The sequence below is a fragment of the Nocardioides pollutisoli genome (assembly GCF_040045055.1).
Classification (GTDB): Bacteria; Actinomycetota; Actinomycetes; order Propionibacteriales; family Nocardioidaceae; genus Nocardioides; species Nocardioides tweenelious.
In genome coordinates this window covers 905,271-924,865 of the sequence record NZ_JBDZDU010000001.1, presented here as the reverse complement: position 1 = coordinate 924,865, position 19,595 = coordinate 905,271, and the positions used below count along the sequence as shown (strand labels likewise).

Here is a 19,595-nt window from a genome sequence, read left to right as displayed (position 1 = left end):
GGAGGGCTTCCAACTTGGCTTCGCGGGCCGCTCGGCCCCGAACTTGAGTGGTCATGACGCCGTGCCTCCCGTCATGCGGCCGGTGGTGTCGAAGAGCTCGAGCTCGGCGGGATGCATCTGCTGCTGGACAACGAAGGAACGGTTCTTGATCCGCCACAGGCCCTGGCCGGTGCCGAGAGTAGGAATGAGCGACTGCTCGGTGCCGGTGAGTCCGAGGGCCGTCGAGGTCGCGCCGAGCTGGTCCGCTTCCTGGCGGTAGACGATCCGGGTCTCGGCGTTGGCCAGCAGAGATGAGGCAAGGGCTCGCATGGCGGAGCCGGAGTCGCCGACGTTGTCGAGGTCGGTCAGCTTGTGGAAGATCAACATGTTCGCGATGCCGTAGTGCCGCGCAAGACGCCAATGGGCATCCATCCGCCGAAGCAGCGCGGGATGGGACATGAGTCGCCAGGCCTCGTCGTACACGACCCAGCGCTGGCCACCGTTCGGGTCCAGGAGGGCGGATTCCATCCACGCCGAGGCGCAGGTCATCAGCACCGAGATAAGGGTGGCGTTCTCGGTGACTCTGGACAGGTCGAGAGAGATCATCGGGAGGCTCGGGTCGAATGTCACCGTCGAGGGCCCGTCGAAGAGGCCGGCGAGGTCGCCGGCTACGAGGCGCCGCAGGGCGTGGCCGACAACGCGCCCGTCCTCGGTGAGCCGTTGGTCGGGGTCATCGGCAGGGTCGGGGGTGAGAAGCCGGTCGACGACCATCGGGAGGACGGGTACGTCGGCACCTCGCACGGTGCGGTCGATGGCGATGTCGACCGCAGTGTGTTCGAGTGGGGTGAGGCGTCGTTCGAGCACCGTCTCTGCGAGCGCGCCGACCAGGTCACGGCGGCGAGATGCGAGCTGGCTGGCCCACTGGGCATCGTCGTAACCGGACGGGCGGTGTCCCTCGTCGAGCGGGTTGAGTCGGTTGGGCATGCCGTGGCCCAGCGCAATGGCGCGTCCGCCAACCGCCTCGGCCACGGCGGTGTGCTCGCCCTTGGGGTCGCCGGGGACGTAGACGCGGCGGCCGAAGGGAATTGACCTTGTGTAGAGGCTCTTGGCGAGACAGGACTTGCCGGAGCCGACGATCCCGGCGAGGACGAGGTTCGGTGCGGTGATGAGGCCGCGCGCGTAGAGGATCCACGGGTCGTAGACGAAGGAGCTGCCGGAGTAGAGGTCCTGGCCGACGAAGACGCCTTCGCTGCCGAGGCCGCCTTCCGCGAGGAACGGATAGGCGCCGGCAAGGGTGGCGGAGGTGTCCTGGTGCCGCGGGAGCCTGAACATGCCGGGCGTGCGGAGCGCAGCCGGCCCAGGCTCGCCGGCCCGCGGGAGCGTGACGGTCGACCGCTTCTCCGCGTTGAGGACGTCCGCCTTTCGCTTCGCCTCGGTACGTCGAGCCTCGCGGTCCTCCGACATCCGGGCGCGCGCGGCGGCCTTGCGCAGCTTCCGGTCCCCGCGGCGCTCGCGTCTGGGGGAGACGAGCACCGCCGAATGGAGGCGGCCTTCCTGCCAGCCGGTCACAGCGACAGCCCGCGATCAGGTGTCGGACGCGGGATGGGGGCGAGGGATGGGTAGTCCGCGATGTCGTAGGCGATGGTCGCCTCGATCTCGTGAGCCCTGTCGACGCACTCAGCGACCTGATGGATCATCTCGGCCGCTCGATGAAGCTCCCACGAGACCTTGTACGACGCAGCGCGGCCCGCGGTCGGATCGCCGTTCATCCACGCTTGCTTGCGGGTCGGTCCATCGTGGAACTCGCCCAACTGATGCAGCGACTGGCTCAGTGACGCGAGCGCCGAGCTGACGGCGCCCAAGACCGGGTAGACCGAGGTGGGGTCATCGATCGAGCGCGTTGCATGCGCGAGGCCGCGCACCGCCTCGCGAAGTTCGTCCGCATCCGCGATGGGGTCGTTGAAGGTCGGCATGGGGTCCTCCTCGATCACTGGGGTGCTCATCGGGAAGGTGCGCGTGAGACCCCGTCGTGTCGACGGAACGCGACGCGGCGACCGACCTACGCTTGTGACACGGCCGATCTGACGGAGCCGTGTCCGAACTGCAGCACGCTGATGCGGTGGGAGACGTCCCACGAACGTTGTGACGGTTGCGGCTACATCCGCCCGTGCTGCGAGGGCGCCCCCTGCAACTGAGGCCGTGACGCGCGGCTCCCGACACGGAGCAGCCAAATAGAAGATCCCGCAGGAGTCTCGGGTCTCCTGCGGGATCTAGCGAAGAGCGTGCCCGACGGGCGGTGCGGGTGTCCGCGTTTTGCTGAACTTGGCGCCGTCGAAGCGCACATCGGCGAACTGCTCGAACTGTCGGTGGTCCGCGATATCAAATGGGGCATGCGCTTCACACTGGACGGTGAGCAGTTCGAGCTGACCCCCGAGCTCGTCCGTTCTCGCCTCGAAGGACACACACCTGAGGACGTCCGGGAGTACTGGGTCGAGATCGATGGGATGCGTTGGCCGGTCAAGCAGGTCATTTCGCTCGCCACCGGCGCGGGGCGCCACCGCTTTCAGTCGCAGGCTTCGCGTCGCTGGTTGCGCAACCTCGGATTCGCCATCGGCACCGGAAGCAGCCATGAGCGGCTGTCGCCACCACGGACGCGGCCAGCGCGTCAGCCGGTGGGCGCCGAAGGGCAGGCGCCCGTGCCGCCGTCTCCAGACATCGTGCTGGTTGGCTGCGTGAAGACGAAGCTCGCGCAGGGCGCTGCGGCTAAGGACCTCTACGTGTCCGACTACTTCACCAAGATGCGCGGCTATGCCGAGGCGAGCGGGCGCCCGTGGTTCATCTTGTCGGCTGAGCATGGGCTCGTCGGTCCGGAAGACTGGCTTGAGCCGTACGAGCGATATCTCCCCGACACCTCGCGGGACTACCGGCTCGCCTGGGGCGAAAAGGTAGCTGAGCAGTTGGAGTCCGCAGGAGGCCCGTTGTCCGGCCTCGTGCTCGACGTCCATGCCGGCGCGGCGTACGTCGAATCCGTTGAACGAGCACTCGACCGCCGCGGTGCCCAAGTGATCGACCAGCTCAAGGGCCTCTCCTTTGGGCGTCGGCTGTCGTGGTACCTCGATCACGCTGTCCGAAGCGGCCCGACCGGGCCGGATGCCCTCGCGGAACTGCAGGACCGTCAGTCGGCGCGAACGCTCGACGACGTGATGGCAAGCCAAGGCGTAGGTCTGCGCGCTCCCGGCTTGTACAGCTGGTGGGTCGATGAAGCTGGGGCCGCCGACCTGGCTCGCGGGCTCGCCCACCCAGTCGAGCCCGGTCTCATCTACGCCGGTCTCGCCGGGGCGACACGGAGTGGAGGATCAATCTCCTCCAACACGCTTTGGGGCCGCATAGCCACAATGCATCTGGGCAAGAAGCACGAGTTCTCAACCCTTCGCCGCAGTCTCGGCTCGGTACTGGCCGAGGCATCCCGTCAGGACGTCATCGACGAGGGACAACTGACGGCATGGATGCACGCCCACCTACGTGTCGTACTCGTGCCTGTCACCGACGTCGACACCCTCGACCAGCTCGAGACCGCGGTACTCACCGAGTTGGATCCGCCTCTCAATCTGGCAAAGGTCCCCAAGACACCGCTTCGCCTGGAACTGTCGAGGCTTCGGAAGAAGTACACGGGCGCCTGATCGATCGACCGTCACAGGCCACGGCTCAGGGGGAGCGCAGCGCTTGCGAAGCCCTGCGCTTGCTGGCCCCACAGCCTCCTCGTCTCGCACGACGCTTGAATGGCTGCCTGCTCGACCGCCGCGACAGCGCGCTCAAGTTCGTCGGGGTCACTTGCGCTGACGGCGACGAACCCCGTCGCTCGAAGCACGCCGTGCCCGGCGGTCAGGTCGGCCTCCTGCTGAAGGACGTCCTGATACTCCGCGGTCTGCTGGGCGTCCTCGATCTGGCCGATCTTGTGCCGCTGGGCGGCGTCCGAGATGTACTCGGTCTTCTTCTTGCGGATGTCGCGGGCAGCGCGGTCGGTACGCATCGGTGTGTAGAGCAGAGTGAAGGTTCGCCGAATCCCCGAAGACAGCAGCAGAGGCGCGAGGAAGCCGGGGTACACGAGTGATCGCGGCCACTCGCTGATCCAGAGGACGCAGTGGTGCGCGGAGTCACTGCGCAGCGATCCCCACGATTCGGTGACCGCGACGGGCCCCGCGGTGGCGAGATCCCGGCCGATGTCGCCTTGGCGCTCGAGCGCACCCGCGACTGCGGGGTCGTAGGCCGACCGCAGGATCAGCGCTAGGTCGCCGGGCGTGAGCCACTCGCCGGGGGAGAGGTCGGCGGACCGGAGGGCTGCGAGCATGGTCGCCATCTCTTGCCGGAGCACGGCGCCCGCCCCTCTCTTGCCTCCGCCGGCAGCTCGGATCGCTCGCCCAGCAACTTTCATGTCCAGTGAGATGGAAACGGTTGACGCATGGCGCTCACCCGCCGGGCCTGCGCGGTCGACGAGTTCGCCGTAGGTCGTCGAGGCCCAGGAGCCTGACCTGTCGCCGTGTTGCTCCCACCAGTCCGCCAGGCCCTTCCCGGAATCGGGCAGCGTCCGCTCCATCACCTGGACGGAGGCCATTCGCCCAGAGCGGCATGCCGTCGCGAGGACACGGCCCCACGAGACAACCCGACGCTCCTGCTCAGCTGGGTCGAGCAGCACGAACGCGGGGTGGGAGACGCCGATGATTGCGGTCAGCGTCGCAGCGTGCGGGTCGTGGACCATGACGGCGTCGGTGTCGGGGTCGACCCATTGCCGCAGCCGAGCCGCATCGCCGGGCAGCGCCAGCGTGCCGGCCGGCCGCGGCTTCACAATTCGCCGGCGATACAGCAGTTGCCCGCCAGCGGATCGCCACAGCCACCGACCGCCTATTGGCGCCCACTCAATCAGCTTGCGTCCGCCGACGCCGACGAAGGCCAGCCCGACAAGGAGCAGGATGATCGGAAAGGTCATCGCCACGGCACCGACGTACAGACCGATGATCAAGATGCCCGACGCCAGGCTCGCCATCGCGAGTTGGGGGCCGGAAAGTCCGAGCATTACGCCCCGCTGGGTCAGGCGCGAGAACTTGATAGGGGTCAGCTCCGGTTCGCCGGTCGTCGTGGCCACCGCCGATCACTTCTTCCCGGCGGTGTCGACCAGCGTCGAGTCCGCGACCGGCGGTGGGACGGCCGAAGGAGCGGCAGACTCATGCGCCTCTGCCTGTCCTGTCGCCTGGGCGGCGACGAAGTTGCCGAGCCGGGGTCCGGCCGCTGCCGCCTCCTTCGCGACCACGCCGGCAGCGACTGCGCCGCCCGCCGCCGAGGCTCCTCCAGCGGAACCGCCGGACCCGGCGCCTCCGCCGCCAGCTCCGCTCGACGCTCCGCCGGTGGACGGTCCCGCCGCTGCGGGCGAGCCGCCGGACGTCGTACCGCCGCTCCCACCGCCAACGTCGCTCAGGACCTTGGCCGGCTCGCTCCCAGTGCGGCGCGAGAGCGGGATCGGCATCGGCCGGTTGAGGGAGGCCTTGGCCTCCTGCTCGGCCGACATCGCGTGGTACATGTCGAAGCCCATGAAGGCGATCGCCTTGTAGGTCAGGTACGGCGCGAACCCGGCCATGAGCATGAGTACGACGCCGGCCATCGGCTGGCTGACGGACTCCAGGTCGGCGTCGATGGGGGCGGACACCTGGGCGGTGGCGAGCAGGAAGATCACGACCAGGACGACCTTGGACAGGATCATCGCGATCACGAGGGTCGCCCAGCGGCTCACCCACGTCCGGGTGTGGTCCCAACTGGCGCCTGCGAGCGCGATCGGCGCGAACACGATCGCGATCAGGAGCAGTGCCTTACGTATCAGCAGGCTGATCCAGACGACCATCGCGCCGATGATGGCGAGGCTGGCCAGGAAGATTGTCAGGATCGCGCCCGCGCCGGGAGCGCTCAGGTTGATGGCGCCAAGGCCGGCTGCGAGTACGGCGACCTTGTCGCCCATCTCGTTCATGTTGGTGCCGGCGGCGTTGACGATGCCGATGCAGAGCTGGTCGGTGATCTCGAGCGCGGTCGCCAAGAGCGCGAGGGCGACGAAAGATCCGAGGATTGACTTGGCGAGCCCCAGCGCGGCCCTGGATAGCGCCGCGGGCTCGCGGCGGATCATGCCGCCGATGACCTGGAGCATGAAGAAGCCGAGCATCACGAAGACGCCGACGCCGAACATGATGTTGTAGACCCTCGTGTACTCCCCGCTGGTCACGTCGACGAAGGTCGTGGTGTCGATGACCTTCCAGACGGAGGTGAACATCCACTCCGCCGCGCCGCCCATGCCCTGAGCGAGCCAGTCGAACGGCGCGGTCACGACGGCCCCCGCGGCGTCGCCCGCAGCGTTGCAGACCTCGTGGATCACCGGTACATCGCAGACACCCATGACGGACCCGCCTCAGACCTGCTGGCCGACGTCCCAGAAGAAGTTCACCAGCGTCACCGAGGCGCCGCAGACAATGGCAGCGCCGAGGGCGACGAGTACGCCGAGCTTGCCCCGGCCCGCGAGGTGCGGATTCGACGAGTTCGCTCCGAGCGCCCAGACGATGGCCGAGATGATCAGGGCCAGTACGGCGAGCACCAGGCCAACCGTCATCGAGGCGCCGACGATCTTCTTGAGCTGACCGATGCCGGGCAGGCCGTTGGAGTTGGGATCTATCTCGATGTCGAGGGGAAGCAGCAGCACAGCTGTGAGAAGGTCCATCGGAGGCTCCTGACGTCGGACGGGCGGACGCCTTAGAGGTGCGGGCCGATGTCCAGGAGCCAGTTAGCCCACGTCAGGGCGGCGCCCGTGAGCGCCGCTCCGCCGATCGCGACGAAGCAGCCGAGCTTCGCCTTCTGAGCGGTGTGCCAACTGCCCGAGCCCGACGCGACCGCCCAGGTCGTGGCCGAGACGACGAGCATGAGCACGGCGACGATCAGGCTGTAGGTCAGAAGCGCGCCGACGATCAGGCGAAGCTCACCTGAGCCGCCGACGGCGCCGAAGTCCGGGCCGACATTGGCGTGGGGGCTGTACAGAGGGGCCATGACTCTTAGGTACTCGTGCTACGCCCCCTGGCAGCGGCAGATCCGAGCGTTTGAAGACGTCAAGAAAGTCACGAGATGAGCCCTCAAGCGGCCATCGCGGCGCCGAGCGTCTCGACTACGACGGCGCAAACGCTTCCGTGACCCGACCGAACGCATCGTCGTGCGCAGCACCCTCGTGTCCACGGCGTGGGTCGTGGCTTTCGACAGAGTCGGCCAATGCGCCCAAGGGCCTCGCCACGAGGACCGGCTGGCGAAAGGCCTACGACAACCGCGACTACACAGACGCCACGGCGATCAGGCACAGCACGGCGAGCGCGGTGCACGCGCGGTTGGACCACGACCGCTTCACCTGGCACGCCGACGTGCATTTAGGACGCAGAGACACGTCCGCCGAGACGTGCTTCGTTCAATCCGAAACGTCGGAGGACCTAAGTACGCTGCGAAGACTCCCCACGTGCGCTGAACGGAAACGCGATGACACCTCAGGCAGAAGGTAGTGGCGACGACGAGGTCGAGGCCATCGAACCTTTGATTCCCGCGGGAGAACCGGACGCCGCCGCCGTCGCGCCCGAGCCCGGAGACACGGATTGCGGGGCGCCCGCCGTCCCCGGTCTCCAAGACGCCGGCGGACCGGACATCGCGATCGACGAGGTCGACGGAAACGAGCTCTGGTGGCGCCAAAGGGGACCGGGAGCCCACCGCGCCAGACCAGAAAAGGCCGACCTTGCCCACGAAGCACTCGCGGGCTCATTCGTCTTCGCTGCCGAGTCCGAGACGGCAAAGGGTCTGCGGACACCGCAGCTCGGAGCGCTCCACGCGATCCTTGCCTACCGCTCCACCGAAGACCCTGAGCCCATCACCGTCGTCATGCCGACCGGTACCGGCAAGACCGAGACCATGCTCGCCACTTACGCCCATTCGCCAGCCCGCACACTCGTCATCGTCCCGACCGACGCGCTCCGTACGCAAACAGCGAAGAAGTTCGCAACGCTCGGAATCCTCCCCGAGGTTGGGGCACTCGTCGGCGACTTCCTGTGTCCTGTCGTGCTGGTCCTCAAGAGCGCGCCGGCGACGACTGACGCGGCACGAAAGCTCCTCGCCGGCGTCGGGGTGGTGATCGCCACTGCGCAGGTCCTGGCCACCTGCACAGCGTCTGTCCGCAAGGTGATCACCGACGCCGGCGACCGGCTGTTCGTCGATGAGGCGCACCACGGAGCGGCGCCCACCTGGCGAAACGTCGTGGAGGCCTTCGCGGGCAAGGAAGTTGTCCAGTTCACAGCCACCCCATATCGCGAGGACGGGCGGCACATGGGCGGCCGGATTGCTTACGCCTACCCGCTCCGCCTCGCCCAGCAGCACCAGTACTTCGCGCCCATCCAGTACCACTCAGTCGTCGACTTCGTGGACCCAGACCGAGCCGTCGCGACCGCAGCCATCAAACAGTTGCGGGCAGACCTCGCCGCTGGCCGCGACCACCTCATGATGGCCCGGGTTAGGAGTGTCGAACGGGCCAAGGAAGTCATCAAGATCTACGAAGAGCAGGCACCAGACCTCAATCCGGTTCGCATCGACACGGGGTTAGTTCCGTCTTCGCGTCAGAAGCGACGTGACGCGCTGTTCAGCCGGGACAGCAAGATCGTCGTATGCGTCAACATGCTCGGTGAAGGCTTCGACCTGCCCGCGCTCAAGGTCGCGGCGGTCCACGACCCCCAGAAGAGCCTTGCGGTGACGCTGCAGTTCATCGGCCGGTTCACCCGGACGGGAAACGAGACACTCGGCGACGCATCGGCCTTCGTGCCGCTGCAGGTAGCCGGCATCGACGAGCGGCTGCGCAAGCTGTACGGGGAGGACGCGGACTGGAACCAGGTCATCCGTGACCTGACCGAGCACGGGGTTTCCCGGGAGAAGGCACGCACCGACTTCGAGAAGGCCTTTGGATCCCTGCCTTCAGAAGTAGCTATGCGCAGCGTGCACCCCAAGATGAGCACCGTCACCTACCAGGCGAACGGGAACCTTGGCTGGACGCCCGAGAAGATCTACGACCTGTTCGAGGACCGGCTTCTCACCACGCGCATCGGCATCAACAACAAGGACAGGGTGGCCTGGTGGGTCTCCCGAGAAGCCGTCCCGGTGCGCTGGGGGGACTTCTCCAGCTTCAACGAGCTCAAGCACGACCTCTACGTCGTGCACGTCGACGAAGACAATGGCTTCGTCTACGTCAACAGCACCAACAACGCATCCCTGCACGAGGACATCGCCAAGGCCGTCGGCGGCAAGAGCGTCACGTTGGTCAAGGACGACACCTTGTATCGCATTCTCGCCAAGGTGCATCGGCGCGTCCCAACCAACGTCGGGTTGCTCGACTCAGTCAACCGCAACCGGCGCTTCTCAATGCACGTCGGCCAAGACGTCCTGACAGCCTGGAAAGGCGAAGGCGCGACCAAGATGAAGACCAACATCTTTGCGCACGGATTCACCGACGGCCGCCCGGTGAGCTTCGGTGCGTCACGCAAAGGACGGGTTTGGAGCCATGAACAGGCACGTGACATCCATGACTGGGTCGAGTGGGTACGCGAAGTAGGTCCGGCAGTGACCGACCTGAGCGTCTCACTGGAGTCCGTGATGGCCGGGTTCCTACTCCCGCAACCTGCAACAGATCGCCCCAACGCGGTACCGCTCTCCATCGAATGGCCGTACCAAGTCATCGCGGCCATGAGCGAGGCGCGCAAGGTGAGCCATCAAGGCCAGAGCTTCGCGCTGCTGGAGACCGAACTCCAGTTGTCCGACCACAGCTCCTCGGGTCCGCTTCAATTCAAAGTCGTGTGCCCGGCCTGGTCGCTCGAGTACGAGTTCCGTTTCCATCCCGAGGAGCCACCGACCATCGTTCCGGTCGGCGATGACGGTCAGATCCTCATGAACTCCGACGCGGTCAGCCTCGCCGCTTTCATGACGGCGAACGGTCTCCTGGTCACCTTCGAGGACGAGCTCGTCCTCGTCGAACAAGGTTTCCTGCTGAAGCCTGACCGGGCGAAGCTCCTGTACGCACACGACGACATCGAGCCCGTCGACTGGCAAGGCATCGACCTCAAGAGGGAATCGCAGGGGCAAGAACGCGACCCAGCGACCATTCAGTTCCGCACGATCGAATTGCTCGAAAAGGAAGCCGCGTGGGACCTCATCATCGACGACGACGGTAACGGCGAGCTCGCCGACGTGGTCTGCATCCGCCGCAGCGACGACAAGCTCCACGTGGCCTTCGCGCACTGCAAGTACTCCTCGGAGGAGAAGCCGGGCGGACGAATCGACGACCTGTATGACGTCTGCGGACAAGCGATGAAGATGAACCGTGCGAAGTCGATCCCCGAACAGCTGGTCAAGCGACTGCTGCGACGAGAACGCGCTCGGCAGGCCGACGGCAAGAATGGCATCGTCAAGGGCGACCTTGCGACAGTGGCGACTCTCGTGAACGAAGCGCGATACCGCGACCTGAGCGTCACAGTCCTCGTTGTCCAGCCCGGATTGTCGAAGGCCAAGGTCAGCGACGACATGCTGGCCCTGCTAGGCGCCACTGAACGTTTCCTAGGCGACACGCTTCAGAGCTCGCTCCGGGTCTGGGCCAGTGCCTAATTGGTCTCTTGCCGACGTCTGAGGTGAAACTCGCTGCTGCGTGGTCCGATATGCACCGTGGGCAACCCGGATCTCGGCATTATGCCGGTCGCGTCATCCGAGCCGGCGGACCGTCATGACCTCGCCTGAGAACTCGCCGATCGTCCCGTAGCGGACAACGTCACCAGTCCGCGGCGCGTGGAGGATTCGATCGCCGCCGACGTAGATCGCGACGTGATGCGGCCCGCCGGCTCCTGGGTAACTGAAGAAGATCAAGTCGCCAGGCATCTTCGAGCCGAAGGGGATACCTGTGCCGGCGTGGATCTGGTCGCCGGAGTAGTGGGGGAGTCGGAAGCGTCCGCCGGAGGCTTGGTACGCGGCGTACAGGACGAGGCCGGAGCAGTCGAAGCCGCCGCCGGTGGGCCCCTCGAAGCTGCCGCCGCCCCAGACGTAGGGCTTGCCGAGCTGCGATGCGGCGGCCTTGATGAAGTCGCCAGCGAACCCCGGGGGCAGGTTCATCGGCACCTTGCCCTCCGGCTGCGCACACGCGAGCTCGCTCGAGAGCGATACGCCGCTTAGCGTCGCGAGGACCTTCTCTGCGATCGGCTGGTTGACGGCGTACCGGTCGGGATAGGCCGAAACCTGCACGGCTTGGGCCGCGGCGTCGGGATCCATCGATGCCCATCCGTCGATGTCGAGCAGGCCGCGCGGCGAGCCGTGGTTCGGGCCGCTGGGTCCACCGTAGAAGGCTCGGGATGACCAGACCGGGTCCATCAGGTTCTCGACGCTGCCCCATCCAGCGGCGGGGCGTTGCTGGAAGAGGCCGACCGAGTCGTGGTCGCTGCCGTCGCCGTCGTTCGGGAGGTTGCCTGACTCCGGGTAGGCACCGGTGTTGGAAAGCACGCGCAGAGTCGACTCGGTCAGCGCGGTCATGATCGCGATCATCTGGCCGCGGGCGGGGATGTTCTCGCTCTTGCCGGTGGCGATGATGCTGGCGGCGCGGGTGAGCTGCCGGTGATTGAGTGTGACGGTCTCGCCGTTGGTGTTGGTGGCGCTGAGGCTCTCGGGGACCGGGCCGTTGATGCCGAGGCTCTCGGTCGCCTCGCCGTCCCACATGCAGCTGCCGGAACCTGCGGCGGCCGGGCTGATCAGCGTCGCTACGCCGAGGACAGCCGCACCGGGTGCGAGGAGGATCGCGGTGGCCGCCCCGACGGCGAGCATCTTGACGCCCATGGCCGCGTCACCTGAGCGGCTTGTCGAGCTGTGACAGCCGCAGGACGTGGCAGCGGTCGAATGACGGCTCGCAGGCGACGAAGACGGTGAAGGAGACCGGGTACGACGACTCGGCGGTCTCGCCGTTCCACACGCCAGTCCGGTGTCGGGTGCCGGTGACGGTCACGGCCGTCGTGCCCGGACGCAGATGGCCGTGGGCCTGGTCGACGGCGGCCGTCCAGGTCTCGGGAACGTAGGCGTCCTCGATCGCGATGGTCTGTCGCACTTCCATGGCTCCGAGGTCGAGCCACTGCTCGACGGTCGGGAGGTAGGTCGCGACGTCGGAGATCAGGCCGGGCGTCTCCTCGCCGGAGGGATCCGCGTCGGCCAGCACCGCGGCGGTGTAGTCGGTCGGCAGGAAGCCGAGGCTGGTGTCCCAGTCGAACAGGGCGGTCGCGACCGCTCGGGCGTAGGTGACCGGATCGTTGGTGTGGCGGAGGGCACGGTCCTCGAGCGTGACTACAGGTGCCGCCGCTTCCGGGATCGTTTCGGCCGCTCCGCCCGATTGAGGCGCCGGTGTCGGCGCCGCGGAGTCCGGGCCACGGACGAGTCCGTAGATGCCGACGGCAAAGGTCGCGACGGCGAGGACACCGCCGAGGATGACGGCGATCTGGCGCCGGGTGAGGTTGCGCATCGAGGCTCCGAGGTCGAGGTGGCGGACACTCGGGAGGTACGCCGATCAGGCCGATGCGGCCGCCGTACGTGCTTCGCGGAGCTGGTCACGCAGCTCGGTTGTCTCGGCGACGACCCGCTCGAAGCGCGCCCACTCCTCGTCCTTGAGTGCACCTGCGAGCTCGCTGACGTCGTACAACTCGGTCCATCCGTCGAGCTCGGACCACATCAGCACGAAAGACCGGGGGCTGTGGTGCTTCGGTGCTCGCTTGGCCTTGCTCCGCAGAGCGCGGAGGCGCTTGGCGTTCTCCTCCTCCTGGACGCGCTTCAGCGCCTCGGCAGCGAGCCGGGCGACCTCGTCCTGCTCATCCTGGGATGGGGGAGGCGGGCTGCTGACCAGTTTGACGGCGGCCTTCACTCGCTTGTACGCCGGAGAGACCGGCGCGCCGCCTTCGATCTCACTGAGCATGTTGGAGGCGAACTCGCGCACCGACTCGCTCAGTGTCTCGTCCTCAGTGACCGACTCGATCCAGTTGATCTGCTCCAGTCGGTGGTAAGAGTTCCCGCCGGTCGCCAGTTGCGCAGCGCGTGCCCGAGAGTCTCCGCACGGCCCCGGCGATTCGCCGGAGCCGGAGGCTTCGCCATCGCGCCCGGCCCCGCCGAACTGCGTGGCGGCCATGCGGCGCTGCGCATCCTCCTGCTCGAGCATCTTGATCTCGGCGTACAGCCGGGCGGTCTCCACCGGCGAGAGTGGCTTGCGCTGCTCGTTCTCGTCCTGCTGGGCGAGCAGATGCGACAGTTGATCGGAGATGCCAGAGCGGACCCACACGTTCAAGGTGCGCCGCCCGAGCCGACGCAGCGCTTCGAGCCGGCGCCAACCGCAGATCAAGACGCCGTCGGGCGTGATGGTGACGGGCTGGAGCAGGCCGACCTCCTCGATCGACTTCATCATCGCGTTCAGGTCGCCAGGGTCCTTGCGGTGGCGTACGCCGACCGTGATCGAATCGATCCGCCGCTCGAGCTCGACGTGGCCCTTGTCAGACATCGATCCTCCTCGCGACTTTCGGCGCCGAGTCTCGGATCTCCACGACGAGCCCGTCGTCGGCAAGCAGGTCGACGACCTTCCAGTCGCAGACGAGCATGGCGAGTACGCCGACGCCGGCTCGGGTCGCGGCGGCAGCCTTGTCGGGGTTGCCGAGCACGATCCGAAGCACCGTGGCCCAGGAGTCGCGGTCCAGGTCGAGCGCCACGCGACCGGCCAGGTCACGCCGGAGGTAGGCGTGAGCGACGTGGCGGTCGCCGGCCTCCATCAGCCGCGTGGCGATGTAGTCGAGGGTGCAGGTCGCGCTGCTGCTCGGCCAGCCGAGGGCGACGAACATGCTGATCACCAGATTCAGCGCCTCGAACGCTGTCGTCGGCGCCGTCTGCCCGGGCTTCACCCGCGGCGCAGGCGGGACGGGGTCCACCGTCGACGGGCCTCGACCCTCAGCCAGGAGTTCGAGGAAGCCTGTCTCGTCCTCGCCGAAGCGACGAGCGTCGTGGTGTCGCATGACCTCGCGGCGGCGCGCCTGAGCGGTTGAGCAGAGCAGTCCGGCAGCGCGCTCCTCGGCGATGAGGCTGACCTGGACGGCACGAGTGATGACCGCCCACGGGTCGTCCGCGCACCTCACCGCGCGTGTGCGCATGGCCTCGAACGCGGCGTACGCCGAGTCCTCCGGTTCGCAGTTGTGAGTGCGGGCGAGTGATCGGTACTTGCGGATCGTGAACTGCATCAACCGCTCCGCTTCAGGGTCGTGGCGCCATGCCCAGTAGCCGACGCTGTCTCGGTCGTGGAGGCGTTGGAGGAGTGCGCGCAGTCCTTCGGGGGTGGCGAACGAGGTGCTCACAGTCCCAGTCCTTCCTGGCTGACGTGCGGCGTCGTCGACCGCTCCGGTCCGGGGTGGCGAAGCGTTCGGGTCGTCGTAGCCGGCGTACGGCGTGCTCGTCGTACGAGCTCGGCTTGGAGGTCGATCCCGCGGCCGACCATCGGGCCGAGGTACGAACCCAGCTCGGTGGGGCGGACCCACGCGACTCGCTTCTGCGTCTGCGCCTGTGACGGCTGGGTCGGCTGGAGTGAGGGGTCGCGATGCCGTGCGAGCTCGTCGCTGCCGGACGCGCCGCCCTCCGGGACGGCGGGCTGCTCCGGCGGGCGGTAGCTGTGGCGGCGGTACTCGGCGTGCGTGTTCACAGGTGGATCCCTTCACTCGCTGGGGTAGGGCCCGGGCGGCTCCCGGGGCCCAGCCGAGAGGCGATGCGGAACGCGGAGTTGACGGTGGTCTCGATCTCGCGGTCCGGGAGCCCGGCGTACTGCGCGGCCGGCATGAGCCAACTCATGGCGTCGGCCTGGCTGAGCCCGTTCTCGGCCATTCGGCACGACGCCCAGAACAGGGCGTGGTTGCGGCCGCCCTCCGGGGTCAGTGCGACGGTTCTGGCCAGGGCCTCGGGTCGGCACCCGGTCGCGGACATGCCGGCGGGCGGCCGCTGCGGCGCTGGTCGGGGTGGCTCCAGGAATCGACGGAGCTCGACCGCATCGAGGAGCTTCGGGGCATGAGTGGCGACCGCGATGACCTCGTACGACCGCGTTGCTCCATCGACCGCGATCCGCGAGGGGGGAGCGATGACGTAGCCGCCGTCGCCGCGGAAGTCGACGTGCGCGGCGGGCACCTGCCAGCTTCGCTGCTCCTGGCCGCGGACGTTCGGGTAGTAGGCGTGGAGACCGCCCGACGGCGTACGCACGAGCCATGCCCACGCGTCGCCGAAGCCTTCGCTGCGTGCTCGCTCGAAGGCCGGGAAGCCGTTGGCCGAGGAGTGGACGTCGACGTCGACGACGAGCACTCCGGTGGACCCCCCGGTGGGGAGTCCGATGTTCGCGTCCGGCGTCCGCTGCCACCAACCATGGACAACACGGGCGACAGAGGTCGCGTCGTGGAAACCGTTCGGCGTCAACGGCTGCTTCCCGCCGGGCGCGCATGGGAACACCGGGATGCCGAGATTGGCGTAGCGAAGAGCCGCGGCCGCGAGCGTGGGTTCCTGGGCCACTCGCTGCATCGTCGAGACCGACCACGTCGGGATTGGGTTGGTGGGGTCGAACATGCCCTCGACGATGCGCCGTCAGGTATCCACCATTTCGGGATACCTGGCCGGAACCGAGAGGGGGATACCTGCGTTTGCGCAGGTCAGGAGGTATCCCTAAGTCGTTGCGACCAACCCGTCACACAGGCCCCACGGTCACTCGTGGGCGACTCACGCGGGCACCGTGGCCCTCTGGAACTGACCGCATCCTGACAGCATGGCGCTATGCCGACACGCCCCTGGCCACCCACCGAACCGTTCGACGGCCGGAAGCGGTGGCATCCCGTCCTGCCGAGCGCGGCAGCGAAGGGATTCCCCGCCGCGATGGGGATCGGCGGGCTTGGACAACCCGACGTCATGGCAGCAATGTGGTGCCGCACCACCCTTGACGACGCCCACGCCTACTACCAGTCGGCCCGCCACGCCGCATGGGCGAACTGGGCCATCGAGCGCATGGAGGACTGGTCCCCCACTGAGGACGACTTCCAGCGCGCGGTCCAGGCCATGTGGATCGCGGGCTGCCAACTCCTCATCAGCGCCCACCTCGCTCAGCAGTGGGTCCGACGAGCGGATCCCGCCGTTGACGAAGTCGCCGGGCTACGACGTGCCCGCAACAGTGTCGAGCACCTTGTCGAAGCGGACTTCGACAACACCCACATCATCGCCAGCACCGCCGTAGACGAAAACGGCAAGGAGAAGGCATGGGACATCAAGAAGCTCCCTGAAGGCCACTTGATCATGGGCCTTGGGAGGCGTCCACTCACCTCAGTCTTCGACGCCGTCAGCCTCGACGACATCGTCGCGTTCGCGTCGCAGCACGCCCATCGCGACGCTGATGTCGACCTCGCAGACTCGACGTATATGCTTCGCCCGGCCGACTAGCGACTCAAGGGCCACTTACAGCTACGGGTGCTCGGTTCGGGCTGACGTGACGCTCGGCTTTCAGCCTCGCCCTTAGCCCGTGCGCCGCCGGCCGCTGGCGGGAGCGCGCGTGCCCTCCACGACCTCCACGGTCCGAGGAGGCAGCTGGACCGGGCCGTAGTCGTCATCACTGCGATTTGAGATGCCGTCCCGCATCCGCGCGTCGGCTCCTTCCGGGTCTCCCATCGCTCGGTCGACGGCGACGCGGTCGAGGTTCGCGACCTCGTCGTAGGGGGAGGCGGCGAGTGCGACGTTCGACGCGAAGTCGGCCAACCCGAGGTCGCCGGTGGCCAGAGCATGGGTGGTGACGATGTGACCGACGTCGATGATCGCGGCCGTCATGATGTGGTCGACCCGGTCGCCTTCGAGCAGCCATCCCCAGCCCTCCTTGCGCAGGTCGGTGAACGGTTCGCCGGTGACGAGGTGCAACGCGGAGACGAGATCGGCCATCCCCTCGGCGCCGCGGCTCTGGCCGCGAGCCCGCAGGCGCCGGAACAGGTCCAGATCGCAGAGGACGCCGTCGAGGGCATAGGTCGCCGGGATGCCGTCCTGGTGGGTCTGCTGCGCCCGCGGGAGGTACGGCTTGCCCGCCCGGCTCTGACCGAGCCACTTCCGGATGATGCTCAGGTCGGAGCGCGCCTTCTGCGGACGGATGCAGAGGTCCTCGGCGAGCTTCTCGGCGGTGACTCCGTTCGGGTGGAGTGTGAGGTAGGCGAGGAACTCGACGTAGTAGGGCCGTCGGTGGGCGGTCGCTTTCGCGTCGCCGAGAGTCCTGACCGTGACCGGACCTAGCAAGGTGACCTTCGGTGCGACGGGAACCGGGGAATCCCATCGGGCGAGGTCCTCGTCCAGGTCCGGGTCGGCGGCATTCACGGCTGACGCGGCTGCCGGGGTTGCGTTGGGGGCGAGAGTCTCGACGTCATCGACGGTCGTGGCGGCACGGTCGGCGTACACGTGGGCATCGAACGGCAGGAGCGATGAGGTGCCCGCCGGCTCCTCCGTCGGCCTCGGTTCGGTCAGCTCGTCGACGAGCGCACCAGCGCAATCCGCCACTGTCCCTTCGCCGACGGAACGAGGAACGGGCAGCACCTGGGCTTCGGTCGTGAGGTCGATGAGCGCAGCGCACGCCTGTGCCTCGGCGGCCGTGAGTCCCGAGGCAGTGAGGTCGAGGTTGAGGGAGGGGATCCGCAGACGGCCTTCGGCGCTCAGGTGGAAGTCGACGTACGCCGGGGACGGTTCTCCTCCAAGAGTCACCAGAGCCACGCCGGCGCGTCCCGGGAAGCCGGCGAGAGCGCGAGCCAGACGCACCAGATCCGGACCGCTGTCGCCGCCCGCGATGATCGCCGCGCGGAACTCGTCCGGCTCGGCAGCCGGGCTGGCGGTCGCGAGGTCGTCGGCCATGGCCCCGAGGAACGTGTCGTCTCCGGGGCCGTGGACGTGGACGAAGTCGCGGTTGATCGCGGCGAGCTCTCCGCCGATTCCCAGCGCTTCGATGTGCACCGGTGAGGCCCACGGATTGGCGACCAGTTCGGCCATGAGATGGCGAGCCAGTGCCGCGCTGCGATCGCCGTCGCCGCCCATCGCCAGTGCACGAAGCTCTTCGAGGTTGAGCAGGACGAGCGCTCCGTCGTCTGCCTGGCCGACGCTGACCAGCATCGGGTACGGCGACAGTGCATCCGACGATGGAGGCCTCCCCACTTCGACGGAGAGCTGCCACGCAGCGCCTTCTCCGGTCCATGGCTTGGGGAGTTCGGCCGGCTCCGCGAGCGTCAGGACGATCCGGCTCGTCGAGAGATGGACGGAGAGCAGGCGAGGTGCAGGGTCGAGGCCCCGGAGGGCTTCATCGAGTTCTTCGATCGGGTGGGCGGTGACGGATCCCGACACCTGCACCGACTTCTCGACCGCGAGCAACTCGTCTGGCGGCGGCGCGATAATCCTGCCGGGCCGGCGATAGCGCAGCTGTGTACGCCGGTGCTGCCGGAGCACGAGCCAGAGCGACCCAGCCAGGAGTGCCCCGGCGCCGGCCAGTCCAGGGAGAAGCCAGGTCGGAGTGGTCTCGTCCTCGGCAGATTCGTGGGCAGCCTGCTCCGGGGCCGGATCAGCCACGTCGGGGGCAGGGGGAGTCGCACCGTCGACCGGAGGAGTCGTCTGGTCGAGCGGTGGGTCCTGAGCGTGCTTCGGCTTCTGCGGCTCCGCCGGAGCGGACTCTCCCGGGATGGTGAGCTCCCAGCCGGGCAGGATGAGGTCCGGGTCGGAGAGGTGGGCGCCGTTCGGCTGAACAGTGTCGCGCGATGCTCGGAAGATCAACGGGTACGCGTCGGCGTCGCCGAGTTGGTCCTGGGAGATCTCGGAGAGGGTGTCGCCCGGCCGGACGACGTACGAACCGTCGGAAGAATCGTAGGCGAGGGGGACCTTGAGCACGGTTCCGGGCCGGAGGAAGTCGGGACGCCCGTCGAGGACAGCTTCGTTGAGGGCGACGAGCTCGACGTACCGCGAGCCGTCACCGAGGCGTTCCTCGGCAATCTTCCAGAGGCTGTCGCCGCGCTTGACTGTGTAGCGCTCGGTCTCCGGCTGCACAGCCTGCACCTGGACTTCTGCTTGAGTCTCCACGGGCGCCTCGACGTCGACTGCTGCCTGCGGTTCCTGCGGCATGGGTGCTGCGACCGCTGCTTGTGCGCGCGGTTGGGGGAGCGCGGCGCTCACGGTCGGGACTGCGACGAACAGCAGCGCTGCGGCCGCTACCAGGCGGTCGGCGGCGACCTGGGGAACGGTGAGACATGGGAGGCGCGGCGTACGGATTCCGCGAGCCTGCGACACGATCGACGCAAGGAGCTGGCACGTGAAGACGGCCCACGCGATCCAGCAGACAGCGGTGATGACTTGCAGGGCGAGCGTGCCGTCGTCCTGAGCCGTCAGCCTGGACCACGTGAACGCGCTCGGGTCGGGAAGAGCATCGATGACGATGAGCACGACCGGAACGCCGACCATGAAGCCGACGAGTGTGAGAGTGGCCAGCAGGC

At 67.7% G+C, this 19,595-nt stretch carries 16 protein-coding genes; 3 read left to right on the top strand and 13 right to left on the bottom strand.

The window, feature by feature from the left end; genetic code table 11:
* Positions 1–51: 51 nt before the first annotated feature.
* Both ABLE68_RS04435 and ABLE68_RS04430 read right to left on the bottom strand, forming a co-directional pair.
* Positions 52–1,512 (bottom strand): ATP-binding protein, encoded by a 1,461-nt coding sequence (locus tag ABLE68_RS04435; protein WP_425475607.1) that lies wholly within the window; start codon positions 1,510–1,512, stop codon positions 52–54.
* A gap of 32 nt (positions 1,513–1,544) precedes the next feature.
* Positions 1,545–1,952, bottom strand: coding sequence for a hypothetical protein (locus tag ABLE68_RS04430; RefSeq protein ID WP_348870045.1), 408 nt, complete (start codon positions 1,950–1,952; stop codon positions 1,545–1,547).
* Between the two features lie 309 nt (positions 1,953–2,261).
* Between ABLE68_RS04430 and ABLE68_RS04425 the strand changes: the two genes are divergently transcribed.
* The gene (locus ABLE68_RS04425) at positions 2,262–3,659 is read left to right on the top strand and encodes a DUF6884 domain-containing protein (protein ID WP_348870044.1); all 1,398 of its coding nucleotides are present in this window, start codon (positions 2,262–2,264) and stop codon (positions 3,657–3,659) included.
* A gap of 11 nt (positions 3,660–3,670) precedes the next feature.
* Here the strand turns inward: ABLE68_RS04425 and ABLE68_RS04420 are convergent, their stop codons facing one another.
* From ABLE68_RS04420 to ABLE68_RS04405, 4 genes are read right to left on the bottom strand one after another with little or no spacing between them, the layout of a single operon-like run.
* Positions 3,671–5,119 carry an SCO6880 family protein gene (locus ABLE68_RS04420; RefSeq protein ID WP_348870043.1) on the bottom strand — a complete coding sequence of 483 codons (1,449 nt, stop codon included), beginning with the start codon at positions 5,117–5,119 and terminating at the stop codon, positions 3,671–3,673.
* Positions 5,120–5,125: 6 nt separating this feature from the next.
* Entirely contained in the window at positions 5,126–6,412 is a 1,287-nt protein-coding gene (locus ABLE68_RS04415; protein ID WP_348870042.1) for a TrbL/VirB6 family protein, read from the bottom strand.
* A gap of 12 nt (positions 6,413–6,424) precedes the next feature.
* A complete protein-coding gene (locus tag ABLE68_RS04410) occupies positions 6,425–6,730 on the bottom strand; it encodes a DUF6112 family protein (protein WP_348870040.1) in 306 nt (101 codons plus the stop codon).
* A gap of 32 nt (positions 6,731–6,762) precedes the next feature.
* Positions 6,763–7,053 (bottom strand): DUF6112 family protein, encoded by a 291-nt coding sequence (locus ABLE68_RS04405; RefSeq protein WP_348870039.1) that lies wholly within the window; start codon positions 7,051–7,053, stop codon positions 6,763–6,765.
* A gap of 474 nt (positions 7,054–7,527) precedes the next feature.
* On the opposite strand from ABLE68_RS04405, the gene ABLE68_RS04400 reads away from it, so the two are divergent.
* Positions 7,528–10,680, top strand: coding sequence for a DEAD/DEAH box helicase (locus ABLE68_RS04400; protein ID WP_348870037.1), 3,153 nt, complete (start codon positions 7,528–7,530; stop codon positions 10,678–10,680).
* A 93-nt stretch (positions 10,681–10,773) separates the two neighbouring features.
* On the opposite strand, the gene ABLE68_RS04395 is transcribed toward ABLE68_RS04400, so the two are convergent.
* Genes ABLE68_RS04395 through ABLE68_RS04370 form a run of 6 tightly spaced genes read right to left on the bottom strand, consistent with a single transcriptional unit; the run spans position 10,774 to position 15,675 of the window.
* A complete protein-coding gene (locus ABLE68_RS04395) occupies positions 10,774–11,892 on the bottom strand; it encodes a C40 family peptidase (protein WP_348870036.1) in 1,119 nt (372 codons plus the stop codon).
* Between the two features lie 7 nt (positions 11,893–11,899).
* A complete protein-coding gene (locus ABLE68_RS04390; RefSeq protein WP_348870034.1) occupies positions 11,900–12,565 on the bottom strand; it encodes a hypothetical protein in 666 nt (221 codons plus the stop codon).
* Between the two features lie 45 nt (positions 12,566–12,610).
* Positions 12,611–13,588: a ParB N-terminal domain-containing protein gene (locus ABLE68_RS04385; RefSeq protein WP_348870033.1), complete on the bottom strand. Its 978-nt coding sequence runs from the start codon at positions 13,586–13,588 to the stop codon at positions 12,611–12,613.
* Positions 13,581–14,429 carry a serine/arginine repetitive matrix protein 2 gene (locus ABLE68_RS04380; protein WP_348870031.1) on the bottom strand — a complete coding sequence of 283 codons (849 nt, stop codon included), beginning with the start codon at positions 14,427–14,429 and terminating at the stop codon, positions 13,581–13,583. The genes ABLE68_RS04385 and ABLE68_RS04380 overlap by 8 nt, the downstream gene beginning before the upstream one ends.
* Positions 14,426–14,770: a hypothetical protein gene (locus ABLE68_RS04375; RefSeq protein ID WP_348870030.1), complete on the bottom strand. Its 345-nt coding sequence runs from the start codon at positions 14,768–14,770 to the stop codon at positions 14,426–14,428. The genes ABLE68_RS04380 and ABLE68_RS04375 overlap by 4 nt, the downstream gene beginning before the upstream one ends.
* On the bottom strand, positions 14,767–15,675 hold the full coding sequence (locus ABLE68_RS04370; RefSeq protein WP_348870029.1) for a bifunctional DNA primase/polymerase: 909 nt from the start codon (positions 15,673–15,675) through the stop codon (positions 14,767–14,769). The genes ABLE68_RS04375 and ABLE68_RS04370 overlap by 4 nt, the downstream gene beginning before the upstream one ends.
* Before the next feature lie 204 nt (positions 15,676–15,879).
* Here ABLE68_RS04370 and ABLE68_RS04365 point away from each other — a divergent pair, with 204 nt between their 5' ends.
* Entirely contained in the window at positions 15,880–16,536 is a 657-nt protein-coding gene (locus ABLE68_RS04365; RefSeq protein WP_348870028.1) for a hypothetical protein, read from the top strand.
* Between the two features lie 72 nt (positions 16,537–16,608).
* On the opposite strand, the gene ABLE68_RS04360 is transcribed toward ABLE68_RS04365, so the two are convergent.
* Positions 16,609–19,545, bottom strand: a complete 2,937-nt coding sequence (locus ABLE68_RS04360; protein WP_348870026.1) for a LysM peptidoglycan-binding domain-containing protein — start codon at positions 19,543–19,545, stop codon at positions 16,609–16,611.
* Positions 19,546–19,595 lie beyond the last annotated feature (50 nt).

Bases quoted from the DNA above. Each gene is read 5' to 3' on its own strand.
- ABLE68_RS04430 (WP_348870045.1), bottom strand. From the start codon at position 1,952: ATGCCGACCTTCAACGACCCCATCGCGGATGCGGACGAACTTCGCGAG.
- ABLE68_RS04415 (WP_348870042.1), bottom strand. From the start codon at position 6,412: ATGGGTGTCTGCGATGTACCGGTGATCCACGAGGTCTGCAACGCTGCG.
- ABLE68_RS04410 (WP_348870040.1), bottom strand. From the start codon at position 6,730: ATGGACCTTCTCACAGCTGTGCTGCTGCTTCCCCTCGACATCGAGATA.
- ABLE68_RS04405 (WP_348870039.1), bottom strand. From the start codon at position 7,053: ATGGCCCCTCTGTACAGCCCCCACGCCAATGTCGGCCCGGACTTCGGC.
- ABLE68_RS04400 (WP_348870037.1), top strand. From the start codon at position 7,528: ATGACACCTCAGGCAGAAGGTAGTGGCGACGACGAGGTCGAGGCCATC.
- ABLE68_RS04395 (WP_348870036.1), bottom strand. From the start codon at position 11,892: ATGGGCGTCAAGATGCTCGCCGTCGGGGCGGCCACCGCGATCCTCCTC.
- ABLE68_RS04390 (WP_348870034.1), bottom strand. From the start codon at position 12,565: ATGCGCAACCTCACCCGGCGCCAGATCGCCGTCATCCTCGGCGGTGTC.
- ABLE68_RS04385 (WP_348870033.1), bottom strand. From the start codon at position 13,588: ATGTCTGACAAGGGCCACGTCGAGCTCGAGCGGCGGATCGATTCGATC.
- ABLE68_RS04370 (WP_348870029.1), bottom strand. From the start codon at position 15,675: ATGTTCGACCCCACCAACCCAATCCCGACGTGGTCGGTCTCGACGATG.
- ABLE68_RS04365 (WP_348870028.1), top strand. From the start codon at position 15,880: ATGCCGACACGCCCCTGGCCACCCACCGAACCGTTCGACGGCCGGAAG.